The sequence below is a fragment of the Reichenbachiella sp. genome (assembly GCF_965223055.1).
Taxonomy (GTDB): Bacteria; Bacteroidota; Bacteroidia; order Cytophagales; family Cyclobacteriaceae; genus Reichenbachiella.
Genome location: NZ_CBDCVM010000010.1, coordinates 507,008 through 532,460, shown reverse-complemented (window position 1 = coordinate 532,460; position 25,453 = coordinate 507,008). Strand labels below are relative to the sequence as shown.

The following is a 25,453-nucleotide window of genomic DNA, read 5'->3' as shown; positions in this document are numbered from 1 at the left end:
TGCAAATTTGATTCTCAACAAAGGTAGCTCATGCCTACATCAAACTGCAGGAATCGTGCAATTTCAGTTGTTATCCTAATTTTTTTAATTCAGTCTGATATGCTTCTAAATTAGGGTCATCGTTTTTGATCGCTATTTTTATGGCTTGTTTGAAATTAGACTTGGCTAGTTTTTTTTGTCCAAGACCTAGATATGCTTGTCCAAGCCCATGATACATTCTGGCTAAATACTTTTCTTCTGGATATTTTGTGATGCCTTGTTCAAAAAACTTTTTCGCATCTTCAAAAGCTTCGTTTTTTAGATAGAACTGTGCCAAACGATTTTGCCAATAAGCGGATGCATACCGTTTGGTTTCGAGTACTTCCGAGAAATCTTTCATAAAGAGATCAAAAGCCTCAAATCTATCTTGCTTCCAAGCCATCCATATTAGCGTATTCTTAGTACCTTCATCAATTTCTGTTGAAAGCTGAAAACGCTCTCCTCTAGATTTGAAATAAGACTCAGCATATGAAATTCCACCCAAAGAATAAAACTCATCTATACTACTGAAAGTCAATGAAGAAAAATTATGATAGTAAAATTTAAGTCCCTGAAAAAGAGATACATTAGCTAGGGTCTCGTGAATTTCATCTTTAAAGAGACGATACTCCCAAATTAGATTTTCCGATTGAGCACTTTCTAGATATTCAGCTGCTTTGTTAGAATAAGAAACCGTATATATATCCTTCGTAGAATTCGCCAGAAACAAATACCTCTGAGTGTTGAGAGAATCAAATGGTTGAAGCATATTATCATCGATGTAAGCGCCATTAGAAGCAATCGCCCCATCAAAAACACCTGGTTTATCTAAGATCAATTCACACGCCATAAATGCGGCATTTTCCCAGCCAAACAAGATATTTTCTTGTGTAGTTCTGAAGTTCTTATTCACATAAGGCACCAACTCCAACTGAAGAAAGCTTTTGAATTCATCCCATTGCTTATTTAAGGTTTGATTCCTACCGGGCCTATCCATTAATACACCTACTACAATCATCTCAGGGAGCAAATACTCTCCTCTCATGGATTCTTGAATGGCCACGCCGTTAAAGAAATACCATTGACCATCTAAAATGTAAAGTGTAGGATATTGCTTATCCGTGTCTTTATAACCTTTTGGTAAATAGACCTGAATGGCTCTTTCTTCCTCCAGAAACTTGGAGGAAATCCTATGCAATTGTCCGATCTGTATGGACTCTTGTGCCGCAGCCGATAACGACACAATAAATAGAAAAACAAGTAACCTTAAATGATGCATGATTTTGGTTTTTTTGACGTCCATGCAATATCGGTCATTTCCAATATCAAAGTTTAATTTCACTGTGCATTAACAAGAGCTTAACAATTATTTATGTTTCAAATAATTTGAACTCCTCTTTGAATTGACTATCATAAATCAGCAAAGGTGCCATAAGCTTTTTTATGGCTTTATCAAGGTGCGTGTAATTTGATTGAGCAATATGCAGTGGTATTTTGTATAGCCTAGGGTCTTTCTTATCCCATGGGCACTGTACTTTGGAATTGTATAAATATGGAATCAAGGTGGCATTACAATTTAGCCCAATTCTAGCATAAGTATCATTCTTCAATAAACTACTCAGCGTTGAATTGATGCTTTCAAAAAATTCTATCGTTTTTGCTAATCGAACTCTAGAGCCTGCCCTCGACTTTCCCTTCTTATTCAAATACTTGATTTGACTCACACCTTGTTTCTTTCTGGTCATATAAGCTGAGAAAGTGGTATGGTAAGTGTTGGCTTTGCCCTTCATTGTACATATCGCGGCATGGCCCGATTCTATACTAAGATATAAGGTAGATGCATTTTCATTTAGTATTTCGAGATCATCATTTAGAACCAAGTGAAGTGGTAATCTGATTTGCCCCATGAAATCACCAGATTCATTCTCTAAGGAGATTGCATGTTTCTGGTAATCATATACATATTCAAAATCATGGGTAATCTGATAAAGAAGATCCGCGAAGGGTATATGAAATAGATTAATCGTGCTTTGCTTCATTCTTACATTATTAATAAAGTCGATTTCAATAGACTATACTTCTTTAAAGCATACTTCAAAAATAGCACCGCCTGAGGCGTTGTCCTTAATATCAAAACTTCCTTTATTTTTCTTGATTAGCTCTTGGCAAAAACTAAGTCCAACACCTGATCCTCTTTCTCCCCCTGTTCCTATACCCGAATCCATTAATTTGGCATCCAGTATTTTGGACCTCATATCACTACTCACACCCTTTCCTGAATCTATGATTTGAATTATGGTTCTGCCAGATGTTTGTTCTAGGTTTAGAATAATTGAACCGAGTTGAGGTGTGAATTTAATGGCGTTGTGAACCAAATTTCTAAGTATAATATTGAGGTGATTTTTATCCAAATTGACCACGATCGAATCATGTCCTTCCCTTTTCATATTGATTTGCTTAGATGCTGTCATATCAACAAACAAATCCATGATCTTATTGACTTCTATCACCAGGTCAAATTGAGTGACAACTCGTTTGGAACTACCCAGCTGTGACTGGGCCCAAGTCAATAAATTATTCATATTTTCTTGAAGAACTTTGAATCTGGATCTAATGCTTGCCTGATAGTCCATGAATTTTTGACGATCCATGCTATTGATAATGGAAGGGTCTAATAAACTCTGAATCAATCCTAAAGGCGACCTTAAATCGTGAGCTACGATGGAGAACAATTTATCTTTAGAAAGATTTGACTCTGTAAGTGCCTTCTCTTTTTCTATCAATTCTTCGTTTAGTCTTTCGGTTTTTTGTAAGGCAAGAATCAGCTGCGTTTTAAATTGAATAACAAAATAATAGATACCAGAATAGGCGACCATCACAATAGCAGCTAGTTTAAAGTATCCAGCATCATCCAATTCTACAATGAAATACTTAAGCGCCAAAAACGCAAGTAGGTTAAATACAAACAACAGCCATTGACCAAATCCATCTAACAGTATTACTACGGCTATTGCACTGGGTATCAGAAGCAATTCTATTTCATTTGGTCTGTTTTCAAATGCTGCGTGAATGGATCCTGCCACTACCGCCATATGTACTCCCCACAAAAAAACATATTCTGCTGATCGATACTTGAGAAAAAAATTGAGACCAAGCACTGGTAGTAGAACTACAACAATGGCAAAAAGATCAATGATAATTCCCTGGTAATTTCCAATACTTAAGTTGACGACAATAAGAATTAAACTAAGAAGGATACATATAAGTGTGAGACGATTAATGATCCCCAATTTACATTCCTCATAGATGTTCAGTGAATCTGTACAACCTATAGAATAGAGATCCTTCAATGTATATGCAATACTTTTTCTTGCCATTACAAACCTTTTCCTTCTCAATTACCTCTCTGTGGCAGGCGAATAAATCAAAAGTATAGCTACTTACTCATAAAACCGAATGTAAAGAACTGAAAATAATAAATGAAAAAAGTCAGGCCTAATCGAATTAGGGCTGACTATCCTATTTAAATCAATAACCAAAATTGTCACTTGCCTGCTACCACCATCATCCTTCCTGAGCGGGATCCATTGATGGCACTCCAAGCGGAAGTCAATAGTAGATCAACTTTTCCATCCCCATTTACATCACCAATACCAGTTGCGTCGAAACCCAACGTTTCACCCATCACACTTCCTGTAAGAGTACGAAGCTCTCTACCATCTTTTCCAGAATAGACATAAACCTTACCTCCAGATGGTGCGGCAAAAGCGTGCTGCCAGGCTCCAATAACCAAATCATCGTAGCCATCTCTGTTTGTATCTCCAGCATCGGCTACCCCAATACCAAATCCTTCTCCAGGGCCTTCCCCTGTAAAAGTGTATAACAGTTTTCCGTTTTTTCCAGAATGCACGTAAGCTCTACCCGTAGAGTTACCTAGTGCGGCATTTGCAAAATCTGAGGCATACACATCTTGGACTCCATCACCGTCCACATCACCTACTACAGACATAAACATTCCTCCTAGCCTACTGCCTGTCTCATCTGCATCAATAGTAAAAGCTGTTTTTTTCTTCATTCCTTGGTATATATACACCTTGCCTCCATTCTCTACACCAGGAGCACCGACCATTATTATAGAAGACCCATCCGTAGTTTTTCCGGCTAGCGCAGTTCCAAATCCATCTCCAATATTTTCACCACTCCATTCCTGTAATACAATTCCATCTTTACCAGAATATAAATATGCTTTTCCCGTATACTCTATTTTATTACCATTTAACGGTGCACCCCAAATTTGATAAGGTTCGCCAATCAGTATGTCACCATGTCCATCATGGTTTACATCTCCTACACCTCTTACCCCTCGACCAAAAGCTCCTTTATCATTTGATCCCTGCCATTCATAAATCAATGAACCATCTATACCCGAGAACACAAGCGTCTTGTTGACATATGGAGCTCCAGCTACTACATCTGGAATTCCGTCATTGTTGACATCACCAGCGGCTTCAATACTCATACCTAGTTGGCCATTTTCGTCTTTTGAAGTATAAGACCAGATCTGCTTTCCAGTTTGTCCTGAATAAACATATATTTTACCACCATTGGATGCCCCTCCATTGTTTGTTGGTGCGGAAGCAGTAACATCCATTACTCCATCCCCATCCACATCTCCTATATTCCGTCCAATCCAACCAAATTGATCATTTTGATTTTCGCCTTTCCAATCGTGAATAATCTCCACATTCTTCTCTTCGAAAGGATGAGCATAAGCAGCTTCAATTGGAAACAATGATTGGTACCTGGAGTCCTTTTTGAGCATGGGAGCAGCTGGACTCAAACCAATATTGGTAATATTAAAATCATTCTTCTCTTTCAAGTTCACGAGAACATCGAAGGCAGCATCTAAATTGTCATTCAATGCATAGGCTACTCCAAGGTTGAATTGATAACTAGAATTTTCGGATTGAATAGCTGCAGCCTTCTTGTAATACTCAAGCGATTGGTCATAGGATTCTTTTCGTCTATAAGCTAAACCAAGCATAGCCAGAGCACCATCATGATTTGGACTCTCATTGATTACAGCAGTTAGATCTTCGATGGCCTCATCCACACTTCCTGAATTGATTTTTTGAAAAGACGTCTGAACTATCTGTGAAGGATTAGACTGACCATGAACGGAAAGAACTGACCAAACAGAAAAGAACATGAAGGAATAAGCAATCATTTTTTTCATTTCATAAATATTTTGAGTTCAAACCAAAAGTATATGCTTAGCATTTTTTATAGGTAAATCCCGATCATTCTTAACTATTATTTTAATACACCATTTTCGTGATCTGGTATTTAGTTATGAACTATTAATTAAACCGGCGATAATTCTTTAATTTGTTTAAATCAAGATAAGAAAATAGTTCTGGCTCAAATTTTCCGTTAAAATCAAAGTTTATATGTAGAACCTTTATAATTTAGGTAACAAAGAAGGAAGCATGTACGGGGATCATTTAGCAGCATTACAGGCAACAAACTTGTTGTCAGAAGATGGTACTATCAGCAATTGGCTGGTTTTACTTCTAGTTGCTGTGATTCTAGTTGGGGCATATCTTTTATTCAGGCTTTATACTAGACGAACCAAAATTCAACGTCGCGTTTTACAGAGAAAAGTAGAAAAGCGGACCTCAGAAATATCGAAGCAAAAAGAGGAATTAGAAGAACAGTCGGAAAAACTCCAAAAGGCTTATGAAGAAATCAAAGTGAAAAACATTGCCATTGAGGAAGCCTTTGAACACTTGACCAATTCCTTTTCAAAATTATCCGATGTAAACCGAGAAAAAGACGGTATTATAAGTATTGTAGCACATGATTTAAGAACTCCTCTCAATAACATAGAAGGGCTGATACAATTGGTGTCCATGGATGGAAACTTAAGTGATGATCAGAAGGATTATATTAAAAAAATTCGCTCTGTTGTGCGACATGGCAATGAAATGATTAGAGATCTGCTGGATATCAATCAAGCTAAAAACCAGAAACCTGAATTAAAAATATCGGCTCTTCAACTTGGAGAATTCGTAAACGCCTGGCAAGCCAACTTCGAAAAATCCCTTTCCTCCAAAAATCAAACATTGAAACTAGATGGAAATTATGAAAATCTTCAGCTTCAAACGGATCAGGGATTACTTTCAAGAATCATGGACAATTTGATGTCTAATGCAATTAAATTCTCTGAAAAAGGCACTAGTATTCACATTTCGCTCAATCAAGAAGATGAACAATTGATTCTTAAAATCACGGATGAGGGTCCGGGAATTAGTGAACAAGACCAACAAAAAATGTTCAAACCATTCACAAGGCTCACTGCCATACCTACAGACGGTGAACCTTCCAATGGCCTGGGACTTTCCATCATCAAAAGTCTTTGTAAACAATTGGGTGGCAAAATAAAGGTAGAGAGTGAATTAGGCAAAGGGACAACTTTCATTGTCACCATTCCTATGCAACTTGAGGCGGCAACTGTCTAGTACTTGTGGAAGTATCTTCCCATCTTTCAATCATTTCATTAAATAAAACTATTTTCATGTCGTTTATGAGAACTGGAACGCTATTTGTAATAGTGCCTGACGATTGAACAAATGAATACTAAAACACATTCAAATTATTTCAACCATGACAAAACACATTTTAAAAACTACCCCACTTACACTTGCGTTGCTGATGGCCTTGATATTTGGTACGTCTTCTTGTAAGACTAAAAAGAACATGGCGCAGGTCACCCCAGTAGAGGAAGTAGAACCTATTGAAGATGAGGTAGTTGAGAAACTTGAGGAAGCAACTGAAGAAGTTATAGAAGAGCGAGTTCCAGAGAAAATTCTTTCCAAAGAGCAGCAACTAAACAACTATTTCAGAGAGGTTTCTGGAGCAGCTACTACAGCTATTGCCAACGGCAACATAGATCAAGCACTCAATATGTTTAGTAGTCCGGATGCACCAGTGTTAATAATGATTTACAACGATGGCGCAAATCCAGATTATGATGAGCCCACTACGATTTCAAAATATTTGAACTACCTCAAGGACACCAAAACAAAGGCAGCTACTGTAGAAGAAGTAGTCTATGACAGCGAAGGCCGTATCAAGGAATTAGTTCTAAAAAAATAATCTTAACCAGAATATAAAAATATGCAATTGATAAAATATACTGCGTTATCACTGGCCTTGCTGTTCAGTATCAGCGCATTCGCACAAAATAACATTGACCCCAGAAGGAAGCAGGCAATCGACTCCCTGGCATTAGAAAAGGTAAAAGACCTGAGCAAATACATCAGCATCATCGGCAATAAGGAAACCCAGTTTTCCGAAGCACAAAGAGTAATGGACCGTGCGGAAGAGCTATTTGCAGAGGACAGCGAAATGGGAGTTTCTTCTTTAGAAAGAGAAGAAGTGAATTACTACAAAGTGAGAGAGTACTTTGAGCGCTTGATGGCGCTAAATTACGACAAGGTAAAAATCCAATGGTACGACATTCACTATGTGAGTGATCTGGAGCAACAGCCTGACGGTACTTTTGTTGGCGTTATTACGGTCTATCAGCGATTCGAAGGTACTTCTAAGGATGGAACGATGGAGTATAAGGATACCACTAAAAAAGACATTACGATCTTCGTTAAGCGAAAAGAAACACAAATCGCAGGAAGAATTATAGAATTTTGGGACGTGATGCTAGGTGACATCCGTGTAACTGAAACATCTGCATGAGAACCCTCCTATTCGCGTTTTTAACCATATTATCATTTCATGCATCGGTGGGTCAAGGACTCACCGATGACATGAAAGCTACTGAAGATCAACTTAGAGCTTCAACGAAACAAATCAATCAATTCTTTAGACGATTCAACGGCGAAGAAGATGAAAACGGTAAGCGCTACTACCCTACAGACAAGCGCTATCGAGAGGCTTCTTTGAGGAAAAAATTCGTTCCTGTGTTATTTGACACTCAAACCAGTCCAATAGATCAATCGGTAGCCAAAGCATTTATTAAAACAATCACAGACAAAAAGTCTCCCAAGTTTTTAGATTTCCACAAAGACGATTGGTTCGTTGAAGTGCGTGCTTCATTCAAATACAAGAGCAAGTCTATTACAGGTACTTTGTATATGCAATTGCAACCTCAAGGTCAGGGATATGAATGGGTGATTCAGGATGTAGCATTCAGTCAGTTTAGTAAATACTTTGATAAAGCTTCGGGTGAGGAAAAACAGTTCCTTCATCCCATGAGCCATGAGCTGGATTTTATGACGCTAAGAAAGGCACTGGACAAACAAAAGCATGCAGAACAATATACTTTGGATTCGTATGAACCGGATTATTTGAGCATATTTCTGTATGAATTGAATCAGGGAAATTTGACTTTTGTATCTGCTAAAAATTCAGCCTTTCATTTTTTCGCCATAGACGGTTATTACTTTTCAATTACCAATTTTAACAGACCTGGATATAACTCTGGTTGGTTGATTTCGAGCTTAGTGCCTTTGGAGAACGAAGATCAGAAACAACAAATGAAAGATTATATCTATCACAAGGATTAGCCATGAAATACCTTTTTTCTTTCTTACTCTGCTTTGCATATTTCACTTCCCAAGCTCAGGTAGCAGAAGACTCTGCTCGATATGATGAAGTTCGAAGTCTGGTGAACTTCTATAAGTATATGCTCAATACCATAGGTTCTAATCGAAACTCAGCTCGGGACAAAGAGGTAATTATTTCAGAGAGTTATAAGAAGGTTTTCAAGGATCAATTCGTGCAAATTGAAGACGATTTGGCCTTAGATAGAAAGGTCATTACCAACAAAGATGTGTCTGCCTACTTACGAGATGTAGACTTCTTTTTTCAAACCATTCAATTTGACTTTCAAGATGTTAACATAGAAAAGGTACAGCTTGAGAATGATTCATATTACTTCTTAGCAAGTTTTGAAAGCACCATTACGGCAGTCACCTATGATGGACAAAACCAAAGTCGATCCCAGAAAAGATTCATTGAACTCAATCTAGATGAACAGGCCAGTGACCTAAAAATAGTAAGCGTATATAGCACAAAAGTCAGTCGAGAAAAAGAATTGGCTCTTTGGTGGGAAAGTCTCTCTTTCGAATGGGTTACTATATTCAATCAGCAAGTCGCTTTTGATTCGATTTCTAGTTCAGCATTGAAAAAGATAGCGGCCATAGACAGTCTATACCTACCCAACAATGTCTTTATTCAAGATTTAGAAGCACTTTCTGCCTTAAAAGATTTGAAATATCTGGACGTAAGCAACACAAAAATCACAGATTTAAGTCCATTGAGATATGCAAGAAATCTAAAGACTTTGAATGTGTCTAACACAAAAGTTTCTGACGTTTCTGTACTACAATATTTCCCCACATTAAATACGCTGAATCTCGCGCAAACAGTGATCAAGGACTTAACAGAAGTTGGCCGATTGAATAATCTCAACCGACTTGATCTTTCGGCTACTACTATTTCTGACTTTGGTTCAATAAAGTCACTCGAATCATTACTACACATCAATTTATCCAATACCAGTTTTGATGATCCTACGCTCCTTTCTTCAAATACAGCACTAAAGGAGGTTAACCTATCACGTACACAAGTGGATCATTTGTTTGTTTTTCAAAGTCTGACTGAAGTTGAAATTCTAAATCTGTCTGAATCTCAAATTGTCAATCTCAATGGATTGGAAAAGCATCCAGCTTTAAAAGAGCTATATATCAATCAAACCGCAGTGAAGACACTTGAACCAGTAAGAGACAATCCAAATCTCAAAAAGATATATGCCGACTTGTCTGGTGTAACGGAGAAGGTAGCTTCAGATTTCATGGCAATACATGCACAGGTCATTGTAGTCACCAATAGTGAACAAGTAATGAAATGGTGGATAGAGTTACCAGCCAACTGGAAAAGCGTATTTGCAGAACTGATTGGACATGACAAGCCCACAAAAGAAGATCTGGCCAAGCTGTTGATCATCGATTCTTTGAATGTAGCAAACAGGAAACTTTACATTGAATCTCCCCTTTCGAAGTTTAGAAGGCTGAAATATCTAGATGTCAGTTACAATGATTTTGTGACGTTAGCCTTTGCCAAAGAAATGCCTGAGCTGGAGACTCTGATTGGTATCAACATACCAGTGGAATCAGCAAAAGACCTGGAATCCAATAAAAAATTAGAATATCTCAATCTGAGTAGAACCAAACTTAAGGAGGTGAAGGCCTTAGAGCAACTGCACAGTCTCGAGCATTTGGATGTAGAAGGTACTTTTGTTGAAGAAACACAGGTGACCGAACACCTTTCTGCCAATCCTCAGACAGTGATTATCTATCAATCGGACTCGTTGCTCGCCTGGTGGAACAACATATCACCTACCTGGCAGACAGTATTCAATTTGCCAGTTTCCGACTCCTATCATTTGCATCAATTGATTGAACGTGAAGAAATTGAAATCAGTAACAAACCGGTAAAATCATTGGCTCCGTTGCAAGCCTTTGTCAATTTAAAATCAGTAAGTCTGGATCGATTGAAACTGACAAGTTTGAGTGAGCTGTATACCATAAATAGCCTCGAAAACCTAACTTATACCAACGGTCCGCTTCAAAGCCTTGAAGGCATTGATCAACTGAATAAGTTGAAATCGCTCAACATTTCTAATACCGCTATGGAGGACTTGAAAGACTTGTATTATTTGAGTTCACTCAAGCAACTCAACTGTTCTCGTACAGGTCTGAAAAATCTAAAAGGCATTGATAAACTGGTAGATCTGGAGTCCTTGGACATCAGTAATACAAGAATCTGGAGGCTAGACAGACTATCCAGCATGCGCAGAATTAAAACACTCATCTGCAACAACACACGAATCAGTCAAAGTAAAATAGATGATTTTCAGGCGCTTCGACCTGATTGTGAAATCACTTTTTATTGAATCTTAATTATCACCTTGCCCCTTGCTCTAGAGGTTTCCAAATATGTGATGGCTTCGGCTGTCTGGTTAAGTGAGTAAGTTCTGTCTACCACTGTAGATAGATCGCGACTTTCCATCAAATCAGCAATGAATTGTAAATCCTGCTGATTGGCTTTAAAGTCTACCATTTTGATATGCCTACCTCCAAACAAACCGGCACCAATCAAGTGGGTCATGCCACCAAATCCTATGACTGCACAGTTTCCGTTTTTGGTCAATAAATTTTTATAGTCTGATAAGGAGAGGTTGCCCACTGCATCAAAAATCAGATCATATTTTCTATCCTGACTCCTAACATCTTGTTCAGTATAGTCCAGTACATCTTCAGCACCACAGTCTTTTACCAAATCGATATTTCTATTACTGCATACTCCAGTAACATTGGCACCATAGTATTTAGCAAGCTGAACCGCAAAAGTACCTACTCCGCCAGAAGCGCCGTTGATCAATACTTCTGAACCCGGTTTGATTTTACCAAATCTGTTTATCCCATGGTAGGCCGTTAAAGCTGCCACAGGTACACCAGCGGCTTCTTCAAAATTGATATTCTCTGGTTTGAGGACCAAAGCCTCTTCTGGCACACAGATATATTCCGCCAAAGCACCGTAACCAAAATTGAAAATATCTCCAAAGACAGCATCGCCTATCTTTAACTCTGTGACTTGTTCTCCAACTTGCTCCACTACCCCAGCTACATCTGCCCCTAAAGTTTGAAATTTTTCATTAGGTTTAAAGACGCCTGTTAGCGCCCGCATAAAATAGGGTGTGCCTCGCAAGACATGCCAATCCAATGGATTGATAGCTGCCGCCTTTACCTTGATCAAAACTTCTTGATCTGCGGGCGTTGGGTTTTCTACGTCAGTCACATAAATTTCTTCTGGCCCTCCGTAACGATCTATTTTTACTGCTTTCATTTTTAATCTGTTAACGCTTCACAATTAAAACCGAACGTTTGAGCAATATCAATCACATCTGCTTCAGAAAGACGGTCTAAGGCTTCTACTTTAAGCACCTTGTCAATGTCCTGAAGGTCTACGTTCCAATCGTTGATGTAAGGATGTTGATTGAACACCCAAGCGAATTGATCCATACGCTTGCGGGATTTGATGTCTGTTCTAAACACTAGTACCTCCATGGGATCAAATTTCTAAAAAGCGAAAAGCTTCGTATACAAAGAATACAGGCCATACGATGGCCTTGAAAAAGCCACCCACGCCCAACCAAAATCCGGCGGCTGTTGAGATGAAGTAGTATGCTGCGCCAAAAAATCCCAGTACGTAAAAACAGCTTCCTCTTGAGGTTGATGATTTAAAATTTTCTTTCATTGGTTTATATTTTCTGTTGTCAATCTGTTATTTATAAGGGTCATCCAAAAATTCAATTTTGGAATTTCCTGTGGTTTCATAGTCGGTATAGATGAATTTGTTTTCCTCCCCTTTGAGATGACTTGCATGCAGTTTAATAGACATAGAGTCCACTTGGAAGTTTTTTAGTGTGACATAGGCATTTTCAGCCTTGACCCCGCTCAATACCGGCGTGACCACCTTAGCTTTTACTGCCAAAGCGCTATCTCCTTTAATCAAAAAGTGTAGGGTATCATTTCCATTTTCTAGTTGAGGCAAATACCTGTTTTGTGGATCGAAAGCCACTTCTACTTGGTACGTTCTTCCTTGTCGAACTTGAACATTCCAATTTCCAGAGAAGTGAATGACCTTAAACGCTTCAACAGGCACCGCCGTAAGCTGAACATCTGCCGCTTGCTTGGCATAGATCGCTTGCACATCACTTCGCAGCACCATCAGGCTACTCACAAAAAGAGCCAGGAGAATGCCTGCAGTAGTGATCAATATTTTCTTACTTGTTTGCATGGTTTATATCGTTTTGGTTAGGCCTTTTCGGTTGATTTTACATGATTTTGGTAATACTGAGCAATGTCTTCTATGGATAAATGAAGCACGTCCATCGCTCTAAACAATCGTGGCAATTCGTTATGGATAAAGTCTTCTTTTCTGAGGGCATTGGTTTTGATTTTGCCGTCTTCGGCCACGAAATAGCCAATGCCTCGTTTGTTGTAAATAATACCCTTCTCCTGAAGGTAGGTAAATGTCCGCATGACTGTATTGGGATTCACTTCTATGCTTACGGCCATTTCCCTGACCGATGGAATCCGATCGCCAGGTTTCCACTTCTCTAGTAGAATGTTTTCACAAAAGTGATCGGCAATTTGGAGATATATCGCTTGGTCGTCTCGAAACTCCATCTTACACCTCCCTGTCTTTCAATCCTAAATAAGTCACTACCCAACAAAATGGAGCCAGCAACCACCAAAATGCCCACTGTGCCAAGAGCCAAATTTTATATATCGGTTTGTCAACCAAAGGATTGAATTCTGAGAGGCAACTATCATCCTCTAGCATCAAATCTCCCATGATGAAGTAAAAGAGTGTGCCAGCCATTATTGCCATCAAAATCACCGTGAATAGGGTCTTGGGGAATACATAACCTTTGAAATGTGCCGCCCCTACTAGAAACAAGCCCTGTAGCACGAAGTAGTACTTCATGACCATAATGGCAAAATCACTGAGCGGATCAAAATCTTCGAAACGCATATTGGCATCGATCATGGACCCAATAGGATTAGCTACAAATACGGTATACAAATAGTATGTGAAGCTGAAAAACACGATCCATCCCACCGAAGTCAATAACCACATGGATAAAAACTTCTCAAAGGTAGATGCTGGCAAAGTGAGATAGCTACTACTTCTCAATGAATGACTTAAATCATTGAATGCCAACGAACTAAGAACAAAACCTCCAATAATCAGTGTAAATGCATATCCGCCCGTATGCTCAAAGAAAACCATACTGTCTTCTACGATGATAGACATCAATAGCCCGATGAAAAAGAGCATCCCGAATGTTATTTCGAAGGCAATGAAAATGCCTCTAAAACTTCGGAATAACTCAAGCTTAAGCAAATTCAAAAACCTATGGATATTAAAATAATAGCTCATCTTACTACCGTTTGATTTTTGAATATTTCCTGAATCTTGGCTTTGTTGTTGACTACCGAATTGAATAGTGTCTCCAGATTCATGTTTGAGTCAACGCCGCTTATGTTCTCTTCTACCACCGTATATCCACTAAAAGTAGACTCCGAGTAAACCACTCGATCGTGAGTGGGCAGTTCTTTCACTTTGCTGATAGTCAATCGCCGAGAGATTTCTTCATAGTCCTCAAAGAAGACGATTTGACCCTCGTCCAGAATGATGATCGGGTCGATCAAATTCTCCATGTCTCGTGCTTGATGGGTAGAAATGATAAAGCTTCGCTCCTCATGGATAGCACTGGCCACCACTTTCCTAAATTGACTTTTGGACGGAATATCCAACCCATTAGTAGGCTCATCGAGAATAAGCAAATGACAATCTGTGGCCAATCCGAATGACAGTAAAAACTTCTTCTTCTGTCCATACGATAGTGAAGTCAGCTTTTCGTCCGTCGGTAAACTGAATTCATTCAAATACTCCCGAAGCAGCTCATGGTTGAATCTAGGATAGAACGGGCTGTACAAGTCCACAAACCTTTTCATACCCATGGCAGGCACTTCAAACTCCTCCGTCACCAAATAGATTTCGCTAAGAAACTCCGGACGACGATCCCAAGGACTTAGGCCGCCTACATGTAAGCTCCCTTCCTTGGGAAACAACAAGCCAGCAATCAGCTTGAGAAGGCTTGACTTCCCTGCCCCGTTCTTGCCGAGCAATCCATAAATATTTCCTAAAGGCAAGGAAACACTCAGCCCCTCAAACAGCCGCGGTTTGGAGGAATATCCAAAAGAAACATTTTCAATTTGCACCATACTTTTCAGAAGTAAATTAGTGTACTATCATACTAATACACCTCAAATGTAAATAAGGTTTCGTTTCGAGAAAAATAATTTTACTTATTATCTATTACCAATGGAAAACTATTTTGATATCTGTGGTTAATTCAATCATACTTAATTGAAATTGAATGTGTACCAAAGCAGATGTTATTAGCAATTAATGAAATCAATGATTATTAGAGAATGAAGAAAAATAAAAAAAGTTAAGATAACAGATGATAGTCAAACTTTTTAATCATTCACCACTATCGCCAAGTCCTTTCTCAACCATACATCACTCGACTTTTTAACAAAGTATAAACGACTTTTAAGCAAAGTTTTACAGTTTCTTTCGCTTGATCTTTGTTTCACATAAATTGAAACAAGACAGAAATGAAAAACAATAATCAATTTGAAAAACAAGGTTGGACTCCTGAAAGAATAAGCAACCTAAATGGTAAGACTTACCTTATTACTGGTACAACAAGCGGTACTGGATTTGAAGCAGCTAGAATATTACTCGCTAAGGGTGCGAAAGTAGTGATGTTGAATCGTAATCCTAAAAAATCAGAGGATACCATTTCTTACTATAAAAATGAGTTGGGCACTAACATCGACGTGTCGTATATCACTGTTGATCTGGGAAAACTAGTTTCCGTAAGGCAAGCTGCTAAAGAAGTACTTGCTACAGTATCTCGGATAGATGTTTTGATACTAAATGCCGCCATAGCGCAGGTACCCCATCAGGTGATCACTGCAGATGGTTTCGAAAGTCAGCTTGCCACAAACCACTACGGCAATTTTCTATTGCAAGCGCTACTCTTTCCATTGATTGAAAAATCTAAAGGACGAATCGTAACGGTTGGTAGCTTAGGCTATAATATGGGAATTAAAGCCATCAAGTTTGATGATATGAATTGGGACAAAGACTACACTGGTAATAATGCTTACAGCCAAAGTAAACTAGCACAGATTATGTCTATTTACGAATTGCAGGATCGACTGGAAAAGGCGGGTAAGACGGATGTCAAAGCTTATGCTTGTCATCCTGGTTCCTCCAGAACATCACTTATAAAAACAAGTGGTAGCTTTATGATGAGATTGATTTTTGGTATGATGAAATTGTCACCATTGACACAATCAGCTGAAAAAGGAGCCTACCCTCAACTTATGTGCGCTACTGAAGAAGCTTTAAACCAGAAAGGATTTTATGGTCCAACGGGCAGAAGCAATTGGACTGGGCCAGTTGGGGTACATCATATAGAACCACATGCGAAAGATAAAGTTGCAGCCAAGAAGTTGTGGGAAGTATCCGAAAAGGCTGTGGGGCAAAAATTTGAAGTGTAAAGAAAATGAACATTAAAGAAACACATAAAGGAAGGGTGTTTTTATCAGGAACAGTAGAGAAAAACTACACCTGGGAACATATTTCACCACAGCACATTATTGTGTTTATTTATTCGGGTGCAATGACGCTATCCTATGGCCAACACGTTTTGAATTTTCACTCCGGAGATACCCTCTTGGTTCCCAAAAATCAACTGATTCGGGTCATCAAAAAACCAGAAGGTAACAAACCATTTGAAGCGGTATCTATGCTACTTCCCGAAGAAGAGCTTCGCAAATTCTATGCAGGTCGTTCGGTACTTGAAAACTGGGATGAAAATGTGGCTAAACAGCGACCGATCCATTCGCACCATTTGCTCACGAGTTATTTTGGGTCCTTGTTTTCCTATTTTGATAAGCAAGATGAAATTCCATCTTCGCTTGTCGCCATAAAAATTCACGAGGCGCTCACTATCATAGATGAAGTAGATAAAAGAGTAAGTTCGATCCTCGGTACTTTTAGTGAGATTGGAAAAATAGACCTTAAAAAATACATGGAAGAGCATTTCATGTATAACCTGCCTCTGGAACGGTTTGCCTTTTTGACTGGTCGAAGTCTAACAACTTTCAAGTCTGATTTTAAAAAAATATACAAAACAACACCAGGAAAGTGGCTTACTAAGAAGCGGTTGGATTTGGCTTATTATAAACTCACCACCGAAAAACAGAAGGCCACTGAAGTGTACCTGGCATCTGGGTTTGAGAATCTTTCACATTTTTCATTCGCCTTCAAAAAAGCGTATGGAGCCAGTCCTAGAAGTATGAATCAATAACTAACTAATATTAAAAATAAATCAATGGAACTTTTAAAAATTGCTCAAGAATGGGCCAAAGCAGAGGTATTTTCCACTCGTTTCTTCATCATTTTTGCTTTTCTGTTTATAGCTGCAAGCACAGGTTTTTGGCAACTTGGCAAAACAGAATTGGCCAAAGCATACATCATCCCCATGCTGGTAGCAGGTAGTTTACTTATGACCATAGGGCTAGGATTATTTTTCACCAACAAGTCTAGAATTGGCCAATTTGAAAAAGCATACTATCAAGATGCTTCTACTTTTGCAGACTCAGAAATGGCTCGTGTAGAAGGTACTTTAAAAGAATACACAGTAGTTTTTAAGGTTGTTCCTATTATTATAGTAATTGCTGCCTTATTGATTGTTTTCATCAATACCCCCACTTGGCGAGCGATTGGAATCACCACGATTGCTATGATGATTGTAATATTATTAATAGATGGTACCGCTCATGCGAGAATCAATGCTTACTATAAGCAATTGATAACTCTGATAAACTGAAAAGATATGGCTGAGAGATACCATCATCAATAAGCCAGCTTAGTTATTTGCATGGACTGATGCAATCCGATACATTTATGAGAATTTAAAAAAAGCACTCCTTTCACTAGTAAGCTGACTGGCCGCAATCTCACAATAAAACTCATGACTATCACAAATCTCCAATCCATTCTTAATAGGCTAGCTACCAAGCCAAGAACAATTGCACTGTTCATACTGGCTCATCTGGTACTCCTACTGATGATGCTATTTACTTTTCCTCACATCAATGCCCAGCTAGGTACCGAAGCCTTCGACTTGAAAGCAACCGGTTATTCGATTGAAGAAGCAACATTGATGCTTCAAAGCCTTAATCAAGAAATCGTTGATCTTTATCTATTTCCTCAATTGTTTCTACTGGATGTCCTCTACCCTTTCCTGCTCGCCCTTTTATTGAGTGTTTTGATTATTCGATTATCCGGATTGATCAACTTAAGGCCTCGTCTTCTACTATCTCATCTCTACCTTCTGCCCTTCCTGGCCATGCTGCTAGACTACGGTGAGAATATGCTGATCGCAAAGATGATCACCACGCCAAACCATGTCTCTGAGACCATTATCAACACCGCCAGCCTCTTTACTCAAATGAAAAGTGGAGTAACTACCGTATGCTGGTTAGTGGTGATTGTTCTGTTTTTTGTTTGGTTGGTGAAAAGGAAAAGAAGCTAATGGAATTCTTATGTTCGACGTTATTAAACCTCTAAGGTTATAAAATATTATTGTTATATGATCTACATGCTTCAACAGCAACTCTCCCATCAAACGGATGCCGCAACAGGTGCGGCAAGTTATAATTGGCAGTGCTTCATGCCAGCCCTTCTCGCCATCGTTCGTGTCTTCACGAACCCTTCAAGTTTCGTGGGGACACGAGCCAATACACACATTTGTCATTTCGAACGAACCGACCAAAAGGAAGGTGAAGAGAGAAGTCTTAATGAACACAATTGCACTCCTTCGCGCACCAGTTGCGCGATCTGCCAGTTCAACAGCAGCTGTCTCATACAAGAGATGCTGTAACAGGTGCCGCAAGTTATAATTGGCAGTGCTTCATGCTAGCCCTTCTCGCCATCGTTCGTGTCTTCACGAACCCTTTCAAGTCTCATAAGGACACGAACCAATGCACATATTTGTCATTTCGAACGAACCGACCAAAAGGGAGCTGAAGAGAGAAATCTTAATGAACACAATTGCACTCCTTCGCGCACCAGTTGCGCGATCTGCCAGTTCATCAGCAGCTGTCTCATACAAGAGATGCTGTAACAGATGCGGCAAGTTATAATTGGCAGTCCTTCATGTCTGCCCTTCTCGCCATCGTTCGTGTCTTCACGAACCCTTCAAGTCTCGTGGGGACACGAGCCAATGCACACATTTGTCATGTCGTACGAACCGACCAAAAGGGAGGTGAAGAGAGAAATCTTAATGAAAACAATTGCACTCCTTCGCGCACCAGTTGCGCGATCTGCCAGTTCAACAGCAGCTGTCTCATACAAGAGATGCTGTAACAGGTGCGGCTAGTTATGATTGGTAGTTCTTCATGTCAGCACTTCTTGCCATCGTTCGTGTCTTCACGAACCCTTCAAGTCTCGTGGGGACACGAGCCAATGCACACATTTGTCATTTTAAAGGGAAGATTGACGAACTAGAAAAAACAGGAAACTTCAAATAAGTACAATTGATTTATAAAGAAATCTTTATCAAGAATATATTTTGTCGGTCTACCCAATTGAATAAAACAACCTATAAGGTTTCCAAAAACCTTATAGGTTCTAATCTCACTCTAGCTTCAAGCCTTCTGCTGGGCTGGATTTTGATACTTTTCTCACCTGGCTGCCAATGACTACGCCCAGAATCGCAAGTAATATTAAAACTGAAAAGCAAAGCTCCATCCACCCAATCGGCATGGGGTATTCATATAGTAGATCCAGAAGAGCAGTCATCAGTATATAGGCCAGCGGCACCCCAACCAGTAGCGCAAGAAATACGAGAATAAAATACTGTTTGCTTACTTGAAAGGCTATACTTTTCAGCCCTGCACCTAGTGCCTTTCTCAAGCTAAATTCTTTTACTCTTCCAGATACATTGAGCGTGATCAATCCATAAAAACCTAGACTGGCCAGCAATATAGCAATACCGGCCACAGCGCGCATAAAGTTGCCTTGTTGAGCCTCTGATTCATAATAACCCATACCCCAAACATCTTCTTGATGTCCGCCTAGAAATGGTGTTTCCGGAAATAGCGAAGCCCACTGCTCTCGGAGTTGATCATAAACTTCATATTCCGATCCCGGTTTTACTTTTAGTGATAAAAATTGATACTCCTCTTTGTCGGCAAGCGTGAAAAATGTAGGTCTGATTTTATCATAAAAACTATAAATATGAAAATCCGAAACCACTCCAACGATGTGAAATTGTACGCTGTCTATCTTAAAAGATTCCGCCAACGGATCAGTCAGCATCAGCTTCTTTACAAAATCTTCATTGACGATGACCGAGTTTTGATCACTTTGGAAATTATCTTTCAAAAATCTACCTTCAATCAAGTTCAGACCCAAAGTTTCGAAATAATCTGGTGCCACAGCGATCTCCCTGGCTTCATACTTACGTTCATGCCTATTGATCACAGGGTAATTTACCTGATGTCCCAAGTGATGGGTTGAACCACTCAGCGAAATTACTGCAGACTGTTGGCTCCAAAATCCATAGAGTTCGTCAAAAGCTGAGGATTCTGGAAACTGAACGTAGAGCACTTGATCCTTGTCGTACCCCCAGGTTCTCGCATATTGGAATGAAGTGTTCTTAGTAAAAATGACCGCTGCTGAAAGCAAGACACAGACCAATATCAACTGGATACATAAGAAGACTTTCGTTAATACACTTTTTTTCCCTAGTCGAAAACTGCCTTTGAAAATAGTTGCAGCTTGAAATTTGGAAATGTACAAAGCAGGATACCAACCTGAAAGTAAGCCGGTAATCAAAGTGATAACTAATAGAAATACCCAAAGTTTGACCGCTCCAAAATCGACACTCAAAGGCATTTCTGAAAGATCAGCAAACCAAGGCAAGAATAACAACACAGCCAGGCAGGTGCCTTCCAACAAAGCCAAAAATGTCACCAATACATTTTCAACCAGAAACTGCATCATCGTTGAAGATTTGTTTGCCCCTATAGTCTTTCTAACCGCAATCTCTTTTAATCTTCTGGCGGCCGACACAATAGCAATATTGATATAATTAAAGCAACTCAGAGCAAGCATAAACAAGCCAAGAATAGGAAGTGTGATGCGGCCTGCCGCAAAATAATTGTAAGTAATAGATTCAGATATGTACTGCGAATGATCAAATAAGGTAGTAAGCTGCTCAAATTGAAAGTCAATAATTTCCCAACCATCGTGGGTGCTATTCACCAAATCGCGATACTTGCCCATGCCCGCTTGCAATATTTCAATGTCTGAGGCCTGCTCTACCTGAATGAAGGTCGCATCCAGCAGCTTATACCAATCGTCGAAGGCCACTTCCGGATGTGAAAAATTGAAATTTTCGAAATTGATCAGAAAATCGAATTCAATCTGATGCGCATCTGGAAATTTCTTCGCTACTCCTGTTACCGTAAATGTCTTCTTCTTGTCTGTATCAAATTTGAGAATCAAATCATAACCTATAGGATCCACGTCTCCAAAGTATTTTTCAGACATTTCTTCGCTGATGATGATATTATTTAGCCCCTCTAGCGAACCAGGATCACCCCACTTCAGAGGAAAGGTGAACATGGTCAAAAAGGACGGATCGGTATAGCGAACCTCTTCATGAAACACTTTATTCTCACGTTTAACAATAACTGCTCGATCTTCAATTTTACAAGTCGCCTTCACTTGAGAGTAATCAGTTTTCAGTGCATCCGCCAGCAATACGGGGCTTTTCCCATACTGCAGCGTCTGACCTTCCTTGTCTACAAAGTAGGTGACCATAAAAACTTCATTCTTGTTTTCGTGAAATTGCTCCATACTGAACTGATAGTCCATGAATGAATACACCACGATGCTAACCCCAATAGCTAGAGAAAGTCCGAATACATTGATGAAAGAACTGAGTGGGTTCCTCATCATACTTCTCATGGAAGTTTTAAAATAATTTTTTAACATGATTAATTGGTTAAATTTTGAGTGAGTTTGACTATTTTTTTTCCAGGCATATGACCTGCAGCAGCGGAATACATCTAAAGTGTATTGAATTCTGGCATACCTTAGATTTCTTTCTTCAAGTCGGTCGTAAAAAAATTCTTCCAGATCACCGTGTAATTCTTCGAAACGATCCTTCCGACAATACCATTTAAAGAAAAAATATGGCCATTTCGGTATGTTCACATCACGTGACATGCTAAGCTATTTGCCATTTGAATGCAACCTCAGGAATACGGCTTCGCAGTCTATTGCGCAATTCCAACGATGCGTCAAGGGCTTTTTTTCCAATAGGCGTAATCGAAAAGATACGCTTTCGTTTTCCGCCTCTTTTAGATTCAGCTTCGCCAAGTGCTGACTTCAGCATCCCTTTTTCTTCCAGCCGATACAAGGACTTGTGAACCGCGCTCACATTGACCGAGCGTCTGGACTGTTCTGCAATTTCTTTGGTAATGGCTACAGCATACGCCTCTTCATACAGCACCCCTACTGTGAGCAGTACCAATTCTTCAAATTCACCAAGATGTAATCTTTCCATTGCTATTAAATTTACATTTGTCAGCAATATACGAAAGACTATTGATTAAGTTTACTTTTGTCTATAAAATAATCACCAAAAAAGATCAAACTATGCTTGCTTTTTCTAAAATCTAATAGATTAGATTTCTATTCTTGTCTCAATGAATCTATGGGGTTCTGATTTGAAGAGCGCAAGGTTTGTAACCCTACGATCACACCAACAACTAGTATGACTACCAGCATGGAATCTATGAATACCCAAATGTTTAATTCCTGTCTGTCAGCAAAATTTTGCAACCAGTAGTTGCTTGCCCAATAAGAAATTGGCCAAGAAATGAGAATAGCCAAACCAATCAGTTTCGAAACTTCAGCAGAGAGCAAATGGAACACAGCTCGAATCCCAGCTCCCAGAACTTTTCGTATGCCTACTTCTTTACGACGTCTTGTAGCCGAATAAGTAATTAAACCTATCAATCCCAGACTGGCAATGAAAATGGAAAGTGAGGCAAAAACGAAAAGTATTTTACCTGTAGCTACTTCCGATTCATAGAGCCGTTGGTACTCTTCGTCAAAAAAGAAATATTGAAACGGCTCACCTCCGGAATGTTGATCCCATGATTCCTCAATGGCAGTCAATGTTTCTAGTATATTAGTTGTATTATTAAACTTTATACTGATATAGCCTTCCTGATTGCCTGGATCATACTCCAGTGAAACAGGCTCTACAGGCTTATGAAGTGATTCAATGTTGTAATCCTTGATGACGCCAATGATATGCAAGGGTCCATTGGAAAAAGCTGAAGTAAGTGGTTGCCCTATCGGGTCATCAAATCCAAAAGCTCTGGCAGCTGATTCATTAATCACAACAGCACTGGAGTCCGAAGCCATATCACTTGCAAAGAATCTTCCAGCAAGCAACTCTAACCCTATCAAATCTTTATATTCATGTGTGACTTGATTGTTTAAAAAAAGGAAAGTTTCAGCTTCGTTCTGCTTGCGATATGATCGGATTTTATATTCTTTCCCGGGGATAGTTTTTGAATTAGCTACTCCATTTATTTGGGGATGACCAAGCAAATCATTCTTAAAGGCTTCCATATGACCTCCAAGCCAATCCGGACGTTTTATCACTAGCATTTGCTCTTTATCGAATCCCAAATTTTTGGCCAACATATAACTGATCTGGTTATATACAACCAAGGTCCAAACAATGATTACAATGGAAGCTGTGAATTGAAGAGTAACCAATAGATTTCTCAGCCAACCGGATTTTGCCCCTGACCATTTATCGCCTTTCAACACCTGAACTGGTCGGAAATTGGACAACACTAAAGATGGATATACACCTGCAACAATTCCAACAAATGAAGCCAGCACCACTATAAACATCCAGTGCATGGAATTATTGAATAATCCGATACTAAGATCCTTTCCTATCAGTGAAGTGAATGAAGGCATTAATGCGACAATAAAGCCAACGGCAAGCAAACTAGCTACATACGAAATGATCAGTGATTCGACCATAAACTGAATGACCAGCATTTGTTTAGTTGATCCTATTACCTTTCTCACTCCCACTTCTTTAGCTCTACATAATGAATGTGCTGTGGCTAAATTGACAAAATTAAAAATAGCTATAAAGAGTGTAACTATACCGATAATTCCATAAATGTAAACGTAGGTAGAATTACCTGTCGGTTCTAACTCATTGGACGCTGTAGAACGCAGGTGAATATCCTGAATTGGTGTGAGTTGAAATCCAACAGTATTTCCTGCTTTCTCCCAATCCTCGATTTCAATACCTGTATAGTATTCAATTTCAGGCGCTATAAAATCGTAAAAAATTTCTTTTGATTTTATCGCAAGCTCTGATGGGTTGGAATGCTTATCCAATTGAATATAATTGTGAACGTCTGTCCCAATCCAATGTGTAGTGGTCCCTTCTGGCCTGGAAATCATGGAACCCATAATATCAAATTGAATATGTGAATTTGGTAAAATATTCTCTACGACTCCAGTCACAATATATGAAACAGAATCTTCTTCGACAGAAAGAAATTGCCCTAAAGCCTCTTCATCTCCAAAATATTTCCTAGCATATCGCTCCGATAGAACCACCGATCTAGGAGCCGCCAGTGCAGTTCGTGGATTTCCTTTCAACAATTTAAAATCAAAAACACTTAAGAAAGAAGAGTCTGCAAACAACATCCGATCTTCAATGAACTTCTTATTGTCTTTTCTAATAAGAACAGAACCAGCATCTAGCACACCCGTGGCTTTTTGTACCTCAGGGTAATAACTCAACATGGTTTTGGCTAAAGGAGCCCCTGTGGTAGCATCATGATTAGGTTTCCCTCTAATCACCGCTTTGCTGCTAATTCGATAAATTCTTTCATGATCGGCATGAAACTGATCGTAGCTTATTTCATTCCAAACATATATCGCAATAAATGAAAAACTTGCGATTCCTAAGGCAAGACCCAGCACATTCGTAAAAAAATAGCTTTTGTACTTTAAGAGATTTCTTGTTGCGGTTAAGTAATAATTCTTAAACATGATTAAATGGTTAAATTTTGAGTGAGTTTGACCAAAACCGATCACTGAAGGTCTGAGCATTTTCATCACTTCGATTCGGTATATGCGGCGCGCTTTAGACACGCCATGAGTTTGTATATTTTTCTTCAAAGGCTTCTTCGAGGTCACCTTGCAGTTCCTCAAATAGCTCTGCTCTACAGAACCATTCAAAGAATTTGGCGAACCTGGAAGGAAGATTATTGGATATCATGACAAGCTGAACTTCGGGGACCTGACTCCACATTTCTTCGCGTAGAGCTCTGGCTTGCTGGAGAGATTCTTTACCACTGTTGGTGAGGCTGTAGTACCGCTTACGCCTACCACCACGCTCGGCTGTAGCACCACCCGTGCGAGAATCAATAAATCCCTTTTCTTCAAGACGAGTGAGCGCCGTATGTAGTGCGCCTCTACTCAGTGTGCGCTTGAGTCGCGTACTGAGTTCTTGCTGAATCTTCAGTCCATAAGCCTCTTCATCTAATATCAGAATAGACAACAGTACGATTTCTTGAAACTCCCCTAGATTGGATCCCTTCATAGTTTTATTTGTTTCTTAATTGAAGAC

At 39.3% G+C, this 25,453-nt stretch carries 24 protein-coding genes and 1 pseudogene; 9 read left to right on the top strand and 16 right to left on the bottom strand.

Going from position 1 to position 25,453, the window contains the following annotated elements:
- Positions 1 to 70: 70 nt before the first annotated feature.
- The 4 genes from ACOQO5_RS10110 to ACOQO5_RS10095 form a co-directional block, all read right to left on the bottom strand.
- A complete protein-coding gene (locus ACOQO5_RS10110; protein ID WP_420581570.1) occupies positions 71 to 1,321 on the bottom strand; it encodes an alpha/beta hydrolase-fold protein in 1,251 nt (416 codons plus the stop codon).
- Positions 1,322 to 1,388: 67 nt separating this feature from the next.
- Positions 1,389 to 2,057 (bottom strand): hypothetical protein, encoded by a 669-nt coding sequence (locus tag ACOQO5_RS10105; RefSeq protein ID WP_420581569.1) that lies wholly within the window; start codon positions 2,055 to 2,057, stop codon positions 1,389 to 1,391.
- 33 nt (positions 2,058 to 2,090) lie between these two features.
- Positions 2,091 to 3,395: a sensor histidine kinase gene (locus tag ACOQO5_RS10100; protein ID WP_420581568.1), complete on the bottom strand. Its 1,305-nt coding sequence runs from the start codon at positions 3,393 to 3,395 to the stop codon at positions 2,091 to 2,093.
- A 167-nt stretch (positions 3,396 to 3,562) separates the two neighbouring features.
- Positions 3,563 to 5,254 (bottom strand): FG-GAP-like repeat-containing protein, encoded by a 1,692-nt coding sequence (locus tag ACOQO5_RS10095; protein WP_420581567.1) that lies wholly within the window; start codon positions 5,252 to 5,254, stop codon positions 3,563 to 3,565.
- Positions 5,255 to 5,507: 253 nt separating this feature from the next.
- On the opposite strand from ACOQO5_RS10095, the gene ACOQO5_RS10090 reads away from it, so the two are divergent.
- From ACOQO5_RS10090 to ACOQO5_RS10070, 5 genes are all read left to right on the top strand, one after another.
- Positions 5,508 to 6,539 carry a sensor histidine kinase gene (locus tag ACOQO5_RS10090; RefSeq protein WP_420581566.1) on the top strand — a complete coding sequence of 344 codons (1,032 nt, stop codon included), beginning with the start codon at positions 5,508 to 5,510 and terminating at the stop codon, positions 6,537 to 6,539.
- 145 nt (positions 6,540 to 6,684) lie between these two features.
- The gene (locus ACOQO5_RS10085; RefSeq protein ID WP_420581565.1) at positions 6,685 to 7,176 is read left to right on the top strand and encodes a hypothetical protein; all 492 of its coding nucleotides are present in this window, start codon (positions 6,685 to 6,687) and stop codon (positions 7,174 to 7,176) included.
- A 27-nt stretch (positions 7,177 to 7,203) separates the two neighbouring features.
- Positions 7,204 to 7,773: a hypothetical protein gene (locus ACOQO5_RS10080; protein ID WP_420581737.1), complete on the top strand. Its 570-nt coding sequence runs from the start codon at positions 7,204 to 7,206 to the stop codon at positions 7,771 to 7,773.
- On the top strand, positions 7,770 to 8,603 hold the full coding sequence (locus tag ACOQO5_RS10075) for a hypothetical protein (protein ID WP_420581564.1): 834 nt from the start codon (positions 7,770 to 7,772) through the stop codon (positions 8,601 to 8,603). Before ACOQO5_RS10080 ends, ACOQO5_RS10075 begins: the two co-directional genes overlap by 4 nt.
- A 2-nt stretch (positions 8,604 to 8,605) precedes the next feature.
- Positions 8,606 to 10,993, top strand: a complete 2,388-nt coding sequence (locus tag ACOQO5_RS10070) for a leucine-rich repeat domain-containing protein (RefSeq protein WP_420581563.1) — start codon at positions 8,606 to 8,608, stop codon at positions 10,991 to 10,993.
- On the opposite strand, the gene ACOQO5_RS10065 is transcribed toward ACOQO5_RS10070, so the two are convergent.
- The 7 genes from ACOQO5_RS10065 to ACOQO5_RS10035 are packed head-to-tail and all read right to left on the bottom strand — an operon-like array spanning position 10,987 to position 14,897.
- Positions 10,987 to 11,946, bottom strand: coding sequence for an NAD(P)-dependent alcohol dehydrogenase (locus tag ACOQO5_RS10065; protein ID WP_420581562.1), 960 nt, complete (start codon positions 11,944 to 11,946; stop codon positions 10,987 to 10,989). The genes ACOQO5_RS10070 and ACOQO5_RS10065 overlap by 7 nt on opposite strands.
- A 2-nt stretch (positions 11,947 to 11,948) precedes the next feature.
- The gene (locus ACOQO5_RS10060; protein WP_420581561.1) at positions 11,949 to 12,167 is read right to left on the bottom strand and encodes a hypothetical protein; all 219 of its coding nucleotides are present in this window, start codon (positions 12,165 to 12,167) and stop codon (positions 11,949 to 11,951) included.
- 4 nt (positions 12,168 to 12,171) lie between these two features.
- Positions 12,172 to 12,357 (bottom strand): hypothetical protein, encoded by a 186-nt coding sequence (locus ACOQO5_RS10055; RefSeq protein WP_420581560.1) that lies wholly within the window; start codon positions 12,355 to 12,357, stop codon positions 12,172 to 12,174.
- 27 nt (positions 12,358 to 12,384) lie between these two features.
- On the bottom strand, positions 12,385 to 12,900 hold the full coding sequence (locus ACOQO5_RS10050; RefSeq protein WP_420581559.1) for a hypothetical protein: 516 nt from the start codon (positions 12,898 to 12,900) through the stop codon (positions 12,385 to 12,387).
- Positions 12,901 to 12,917: 17 nt separating this feature from the next.
- Positions 12,918 to 13,292, bottom strand: a complete 375-nt coding sequence (locus ACOQO5_RS10045; protein WP_420581558.1) for a GntR family transcriptional regulator — start codon at positions 13,290 to 13,292, stop codon at positions 12,918 to 12,920.
- 1 nt (position 13,293) lies between these two features.
- The gene (locus ACOQO5_RS10040; RefSeq protein ID WP_420581557.1) at positions 13,294 to 14,049 is read right to left on the bottom strand and encodes a hypothetical protein; all 756 of its coding nucleotides are present in this window, start codon (positions 14,047 to 14,049) and stop codon (positions 13,294 to 13,296) included.
- Positions 14,046 to 14,897: an ATP-binding cassette domain-containing protein gene (locus ACOQO5_RS10035; protein WP_420581556.1), complete on the bottom strand. Its 852-nt coding sequence runs from the start codon at positions 14,895 to 14,897 to the stop codon at positions 14,046 to 14,048. Before ACOQO5_RS10035 ends, ACOQO5_RS10040 begins: the two co-directional genes overlap by 4 nt.
- A 399-nt stretch (positions 14,898 to 15,296) precedes the next feature.
- On the opposite strand from ACOQO5_RS10035, the gene ACOQO5_RS10030 reads away from it, so the two are divergent.
- The 4 genes from ACOQO5_RS10030 (at position 15,297) to ACOQO5_RS10015 (ending at position 18,292) form a co-directional block, all read left to right on the top strand.
- Positions 15,297 to 16,250 (top strand): SDR family oxidoreductase, encoded by a 954-nt coding sequence (locus ACOQO5_RS10030; protein WP_420581555.1) that lies wholly within the window; start codon positions 15,297 to 15,299, stop codon positions 16,248 to 16,250.
- Between the two features lie 5 nt (positions 16,251 to 16,255).
- Positions 16,256 to 17,062: a helix-turn-helix domain-containing protein gene (locus ACOQO5_RS10025; protein WP_420581554.1), complete on the top strand. Its 807-nt coding sequence runs from the start codon at positions 16,256 to 16,258 to the stop codon at positions 17,060 to 17,062.
- Between the two features lie 24 nt (positions 17,063 to 17,086).
- The gene (locus ACOQO5_RS10020) at positions 17,087 to 17,584 is read left to right on the top strand and encodes a hypothetical protein (protein ID WP_420581553.1); all 498 of its coding nucleotides are present in this window, start codon (positions 17,087 to 17,089) and stop codon (positions 17,582 to 17,584) included.
- A gap of 144 nt (positions 17,585 to 17,728) precedes the next feature.
- Positions 17,729 to 18,292 (top strand): hypothetical protein, encoded by a 564-nt coding sequence (locus ACOQO5_RS10015; RefSeq protein ID WP_420581552.1) that lies wholly within the window; start codon positions 17,729 to 17,731, stop codon positions 18,290 to 18,292.
- A gap of 1,103 nt (positions 18,293 to 19,395) precedes the next feature.
- Here the strand turns inward: ACOQO5_RS10015 and ACOQO5_RS10010 are convergent.
- The 5 genes and pseudogenes from ACOQO5_RS10010 to ACOQO5_RS09990 all read right to left on the bottom strand — a co-directional run bounded on the left by ACOQO5_RS10010 (position 19,396) and on the right by ACOQO5_RS09990 (position 25,426).
- Positions 19,396 to 21,762, bottom strand: coding sequence for an ABC transporter permease (locus tag ACOQO5_RS10010; protein ID WP_420581736.1), 2,367 nt, complete (start codon positions 21,760 to 21,762; stop codon positions 19,396 to 19,398).
- A 45-nt stretch (positions 21,763 to 21,807) separates the two neighbouring features.
- Positions 21,808 to 21,996: pseudogene (locus ACOQO5_RS10005) on the bottom strand (permease prefix domain 2-containing transporter); the annotation flags it as partial.
- A 1-nt stretch (position 21,997) separates the two neighbouring features.
- On the bottom strand, positions 21,998 to 22,336 hold the full coding sequence (locus tag ACOQO5_RS10000; RefSeq protein WP_420581551.1) for a PadR family transcriptional regulator: 339 nt from the start codon (positions 22,334 to 22,336) through the stop codon (positions 21,998 to 22,000).
- A 128-nt stretch (positions 22,337 to 22,464) separates the two neighbouring features.
- On the bottom strand, positions 22,465 to 24,873 hold the full coding sequence (locus tag ACOQO5_RS09995) for an ABC transporter permease (protein WP_420581550.1): 2,409 nt from the start codon (positions 24,871 to 24,873) through the stop codon (positions 22,465 to 22,467).
- 94 nt (positions 24,874 to 24,967) lie between these two features.
- Positions 24,968 to 25,426 (bottom strand): helix-turn-helix transcriptional regulator, encoded by a 459-nt coding sequence (locus ACOQO5_RS09990; protein ID WP_420581549.1) that lies wholly within the window; start codon positions 25,424 to 25,426, stop codon positions 24,968 to 24,970.
- Positions 25,427 to 25,453: the final 27 nt, after the last annotated feature.

Excerpts from the sequence above, each read along its gene's own strand:
- ACOQO5_RS10110 (WP_420581570.1), bottom strand. The coding sequence starts at position 1,321 with ATGGACGTCAAAAAAACCAAAATCATGCATCATTTAAGGTTACTTGTT.
- ACOQO5_RS10105 (WP_420581569.1), bottom strand. The coding sequence starts at position 2,057 with ATGAAGCAAAGCACGATTAATCTATTTCATATACCCTTCGCGGATCTT.
- ACOQO5_RS10100 (WP_420581568.1), bottom strand. The coding sequence starts at position 3,395 with ATGGCAAGAAAAAGTATTGCATATACATTGAAGGATCTCTATTCTATA.
- ACOQO5_RS10095 (WP_420581567.1), bottom strand. The coding sequence starts at position 5,254 with ATGAAAAAAATGATTGCTTATTCCTTCATGTTCTTTTCTGTTTGGTCA.
- ACOQO5_RS10090 (WP_420581566.1), top strand. The coding sequence starts at position 5,508 with ATGTACGGGGATCATTTAGCAGCATTACAGGCAACAAACTTGTTGTCA.
- ACOQO5_RS10085 (WP_420581565.1), top strand. The coding sequence starts at position 6,685 with ATGACAAAACACATTTTAAAAACTACCCCACTTACACTTGCGTTGCTG.
- ACOQO5_RS10075 (WP_420581564.1), top strand. The coding sequence starts at position 7,770 with ATGAGAACCCTCCTATTCGCGTTTTTAACCATATTATCATTTCATGCA.
- ACOQO5_RS10070 (WP_420581563.1), top strand. The coding sequence starts at position 8,606 with ATGAAATACCTTTTTTCTTTCTTACTCTGCTTTGCATATTTCACTTCC.
- ACOQO5_RS10065 (WP_420581562.1), bottom strand. The coding sequence starts at position 11,946 with ATGAAAGCAGTAAAAATAGATCGTTACGGAGGGCCAGAAGAAATTTAT.
- ACOQO5_RS10060 (WP_420581561.1), bottom strand. The coding sequence starts at position 12,167 with ATGGAGGTACTAGTGTTTAGAACAGACATCAAATCCCGCAAGCGTATG.
- ACOQO5_RS10055 (WP_420581560.1), bottom strand. The coding sequence starts at position 12,357 with ATGAAAGAAAATTTTAAATCATCAACCTCAAGAGGAAGCTGTTTTTAC.
- ACOQO5_RS10050 (WP_420581559.1), bottom strand. The coding sequence starts at position 12,900 with ATGCAAACAAGTAAGAAAATATTGATCACTACTGCAGGCATTCTCCTG.
- ACOQO5_RS10045 (WP_420581558.1), bottom strand. The coding sequence starts at position 13,292 with ATGGAGTTTCGAGACGACCAAGCGATATATCTCCAAATTGCCGATCAC.
- ACOQO5_RS10040 (WP_420581557.1), bottom strand. The coding sequence starts at position 14,049 with ATGAGCTATTATTTTAATATCCATAGGTTTTTGAATTTGCTTAAGCTT.
- ACOQO5_RS10035 (WP_420581556.1), bottom strand. The coding sequence starts at position 14,897 with ATGGTGCAAATTGAAAATGTTTCTTTTGGATATTCCTCCAAACCGCGG.
- ACOQO5_RS10030 (WP_420581555.1), top strand. The coding sequence starts at position 15,297 with ATGAAAAACAATAATCAATTTGAAAAACAAGGTTGGACTCCTGAAAGA.
- ACOQO5_RS10025 (WP_420581554.1), top strand. The coding sequence starts at position 16,256 with ATGAACATTAAAGAAACACATAAAGGAAGGGTGTTTTTATCAGGAACA.
- ACOQO5_RS10020 (WP_420581553.1), top strand. The coding sequence starts at position 17,087 with ATGGAACTTTTAAAAATTGCTCAAGAATGGGCCAAAGCAGAGGTATTT.
- ACOQO5_RS10015 (WP_420581552.1), top strand. The coding sequence starts at position 17,729 with ATGACTATCACAAATCTCCAATCCATTCTTAATAGGCTAGCTACCAAG.
- ACOQO5_RS10010 (WP_420581736.1), bottom strand. The coding sequence starts at position 21,762 with ATGTTAAAAAATTATTTTAAAACTTCCATGAGAAGTATGATGAGGAAC.
- ACOQO5_RS10000 (WP_420581551.1), bottom strand. The coding sequence starts at position 22,336 with ATGGAAAGATTACATCTTGGTGAATTTGAAGAATTGGTACTGCTCACA.
- ACOQO5_RS09995 (WP_420581550.1), bottom strand. The coding sequence starts at position 24,873 with ATGTTTAAGAATTATTACTTAACCGCAACAAGAAATCTCTTAAAGTAC.
- ACOQO5_RS09990 (WP_420581549.1), bottom strand. The coding sequence starts at position 25,426 with ATGAAGGGATCCAATCTAGGGGAGTTTCAAGAAATCGTACTGTTGTCT.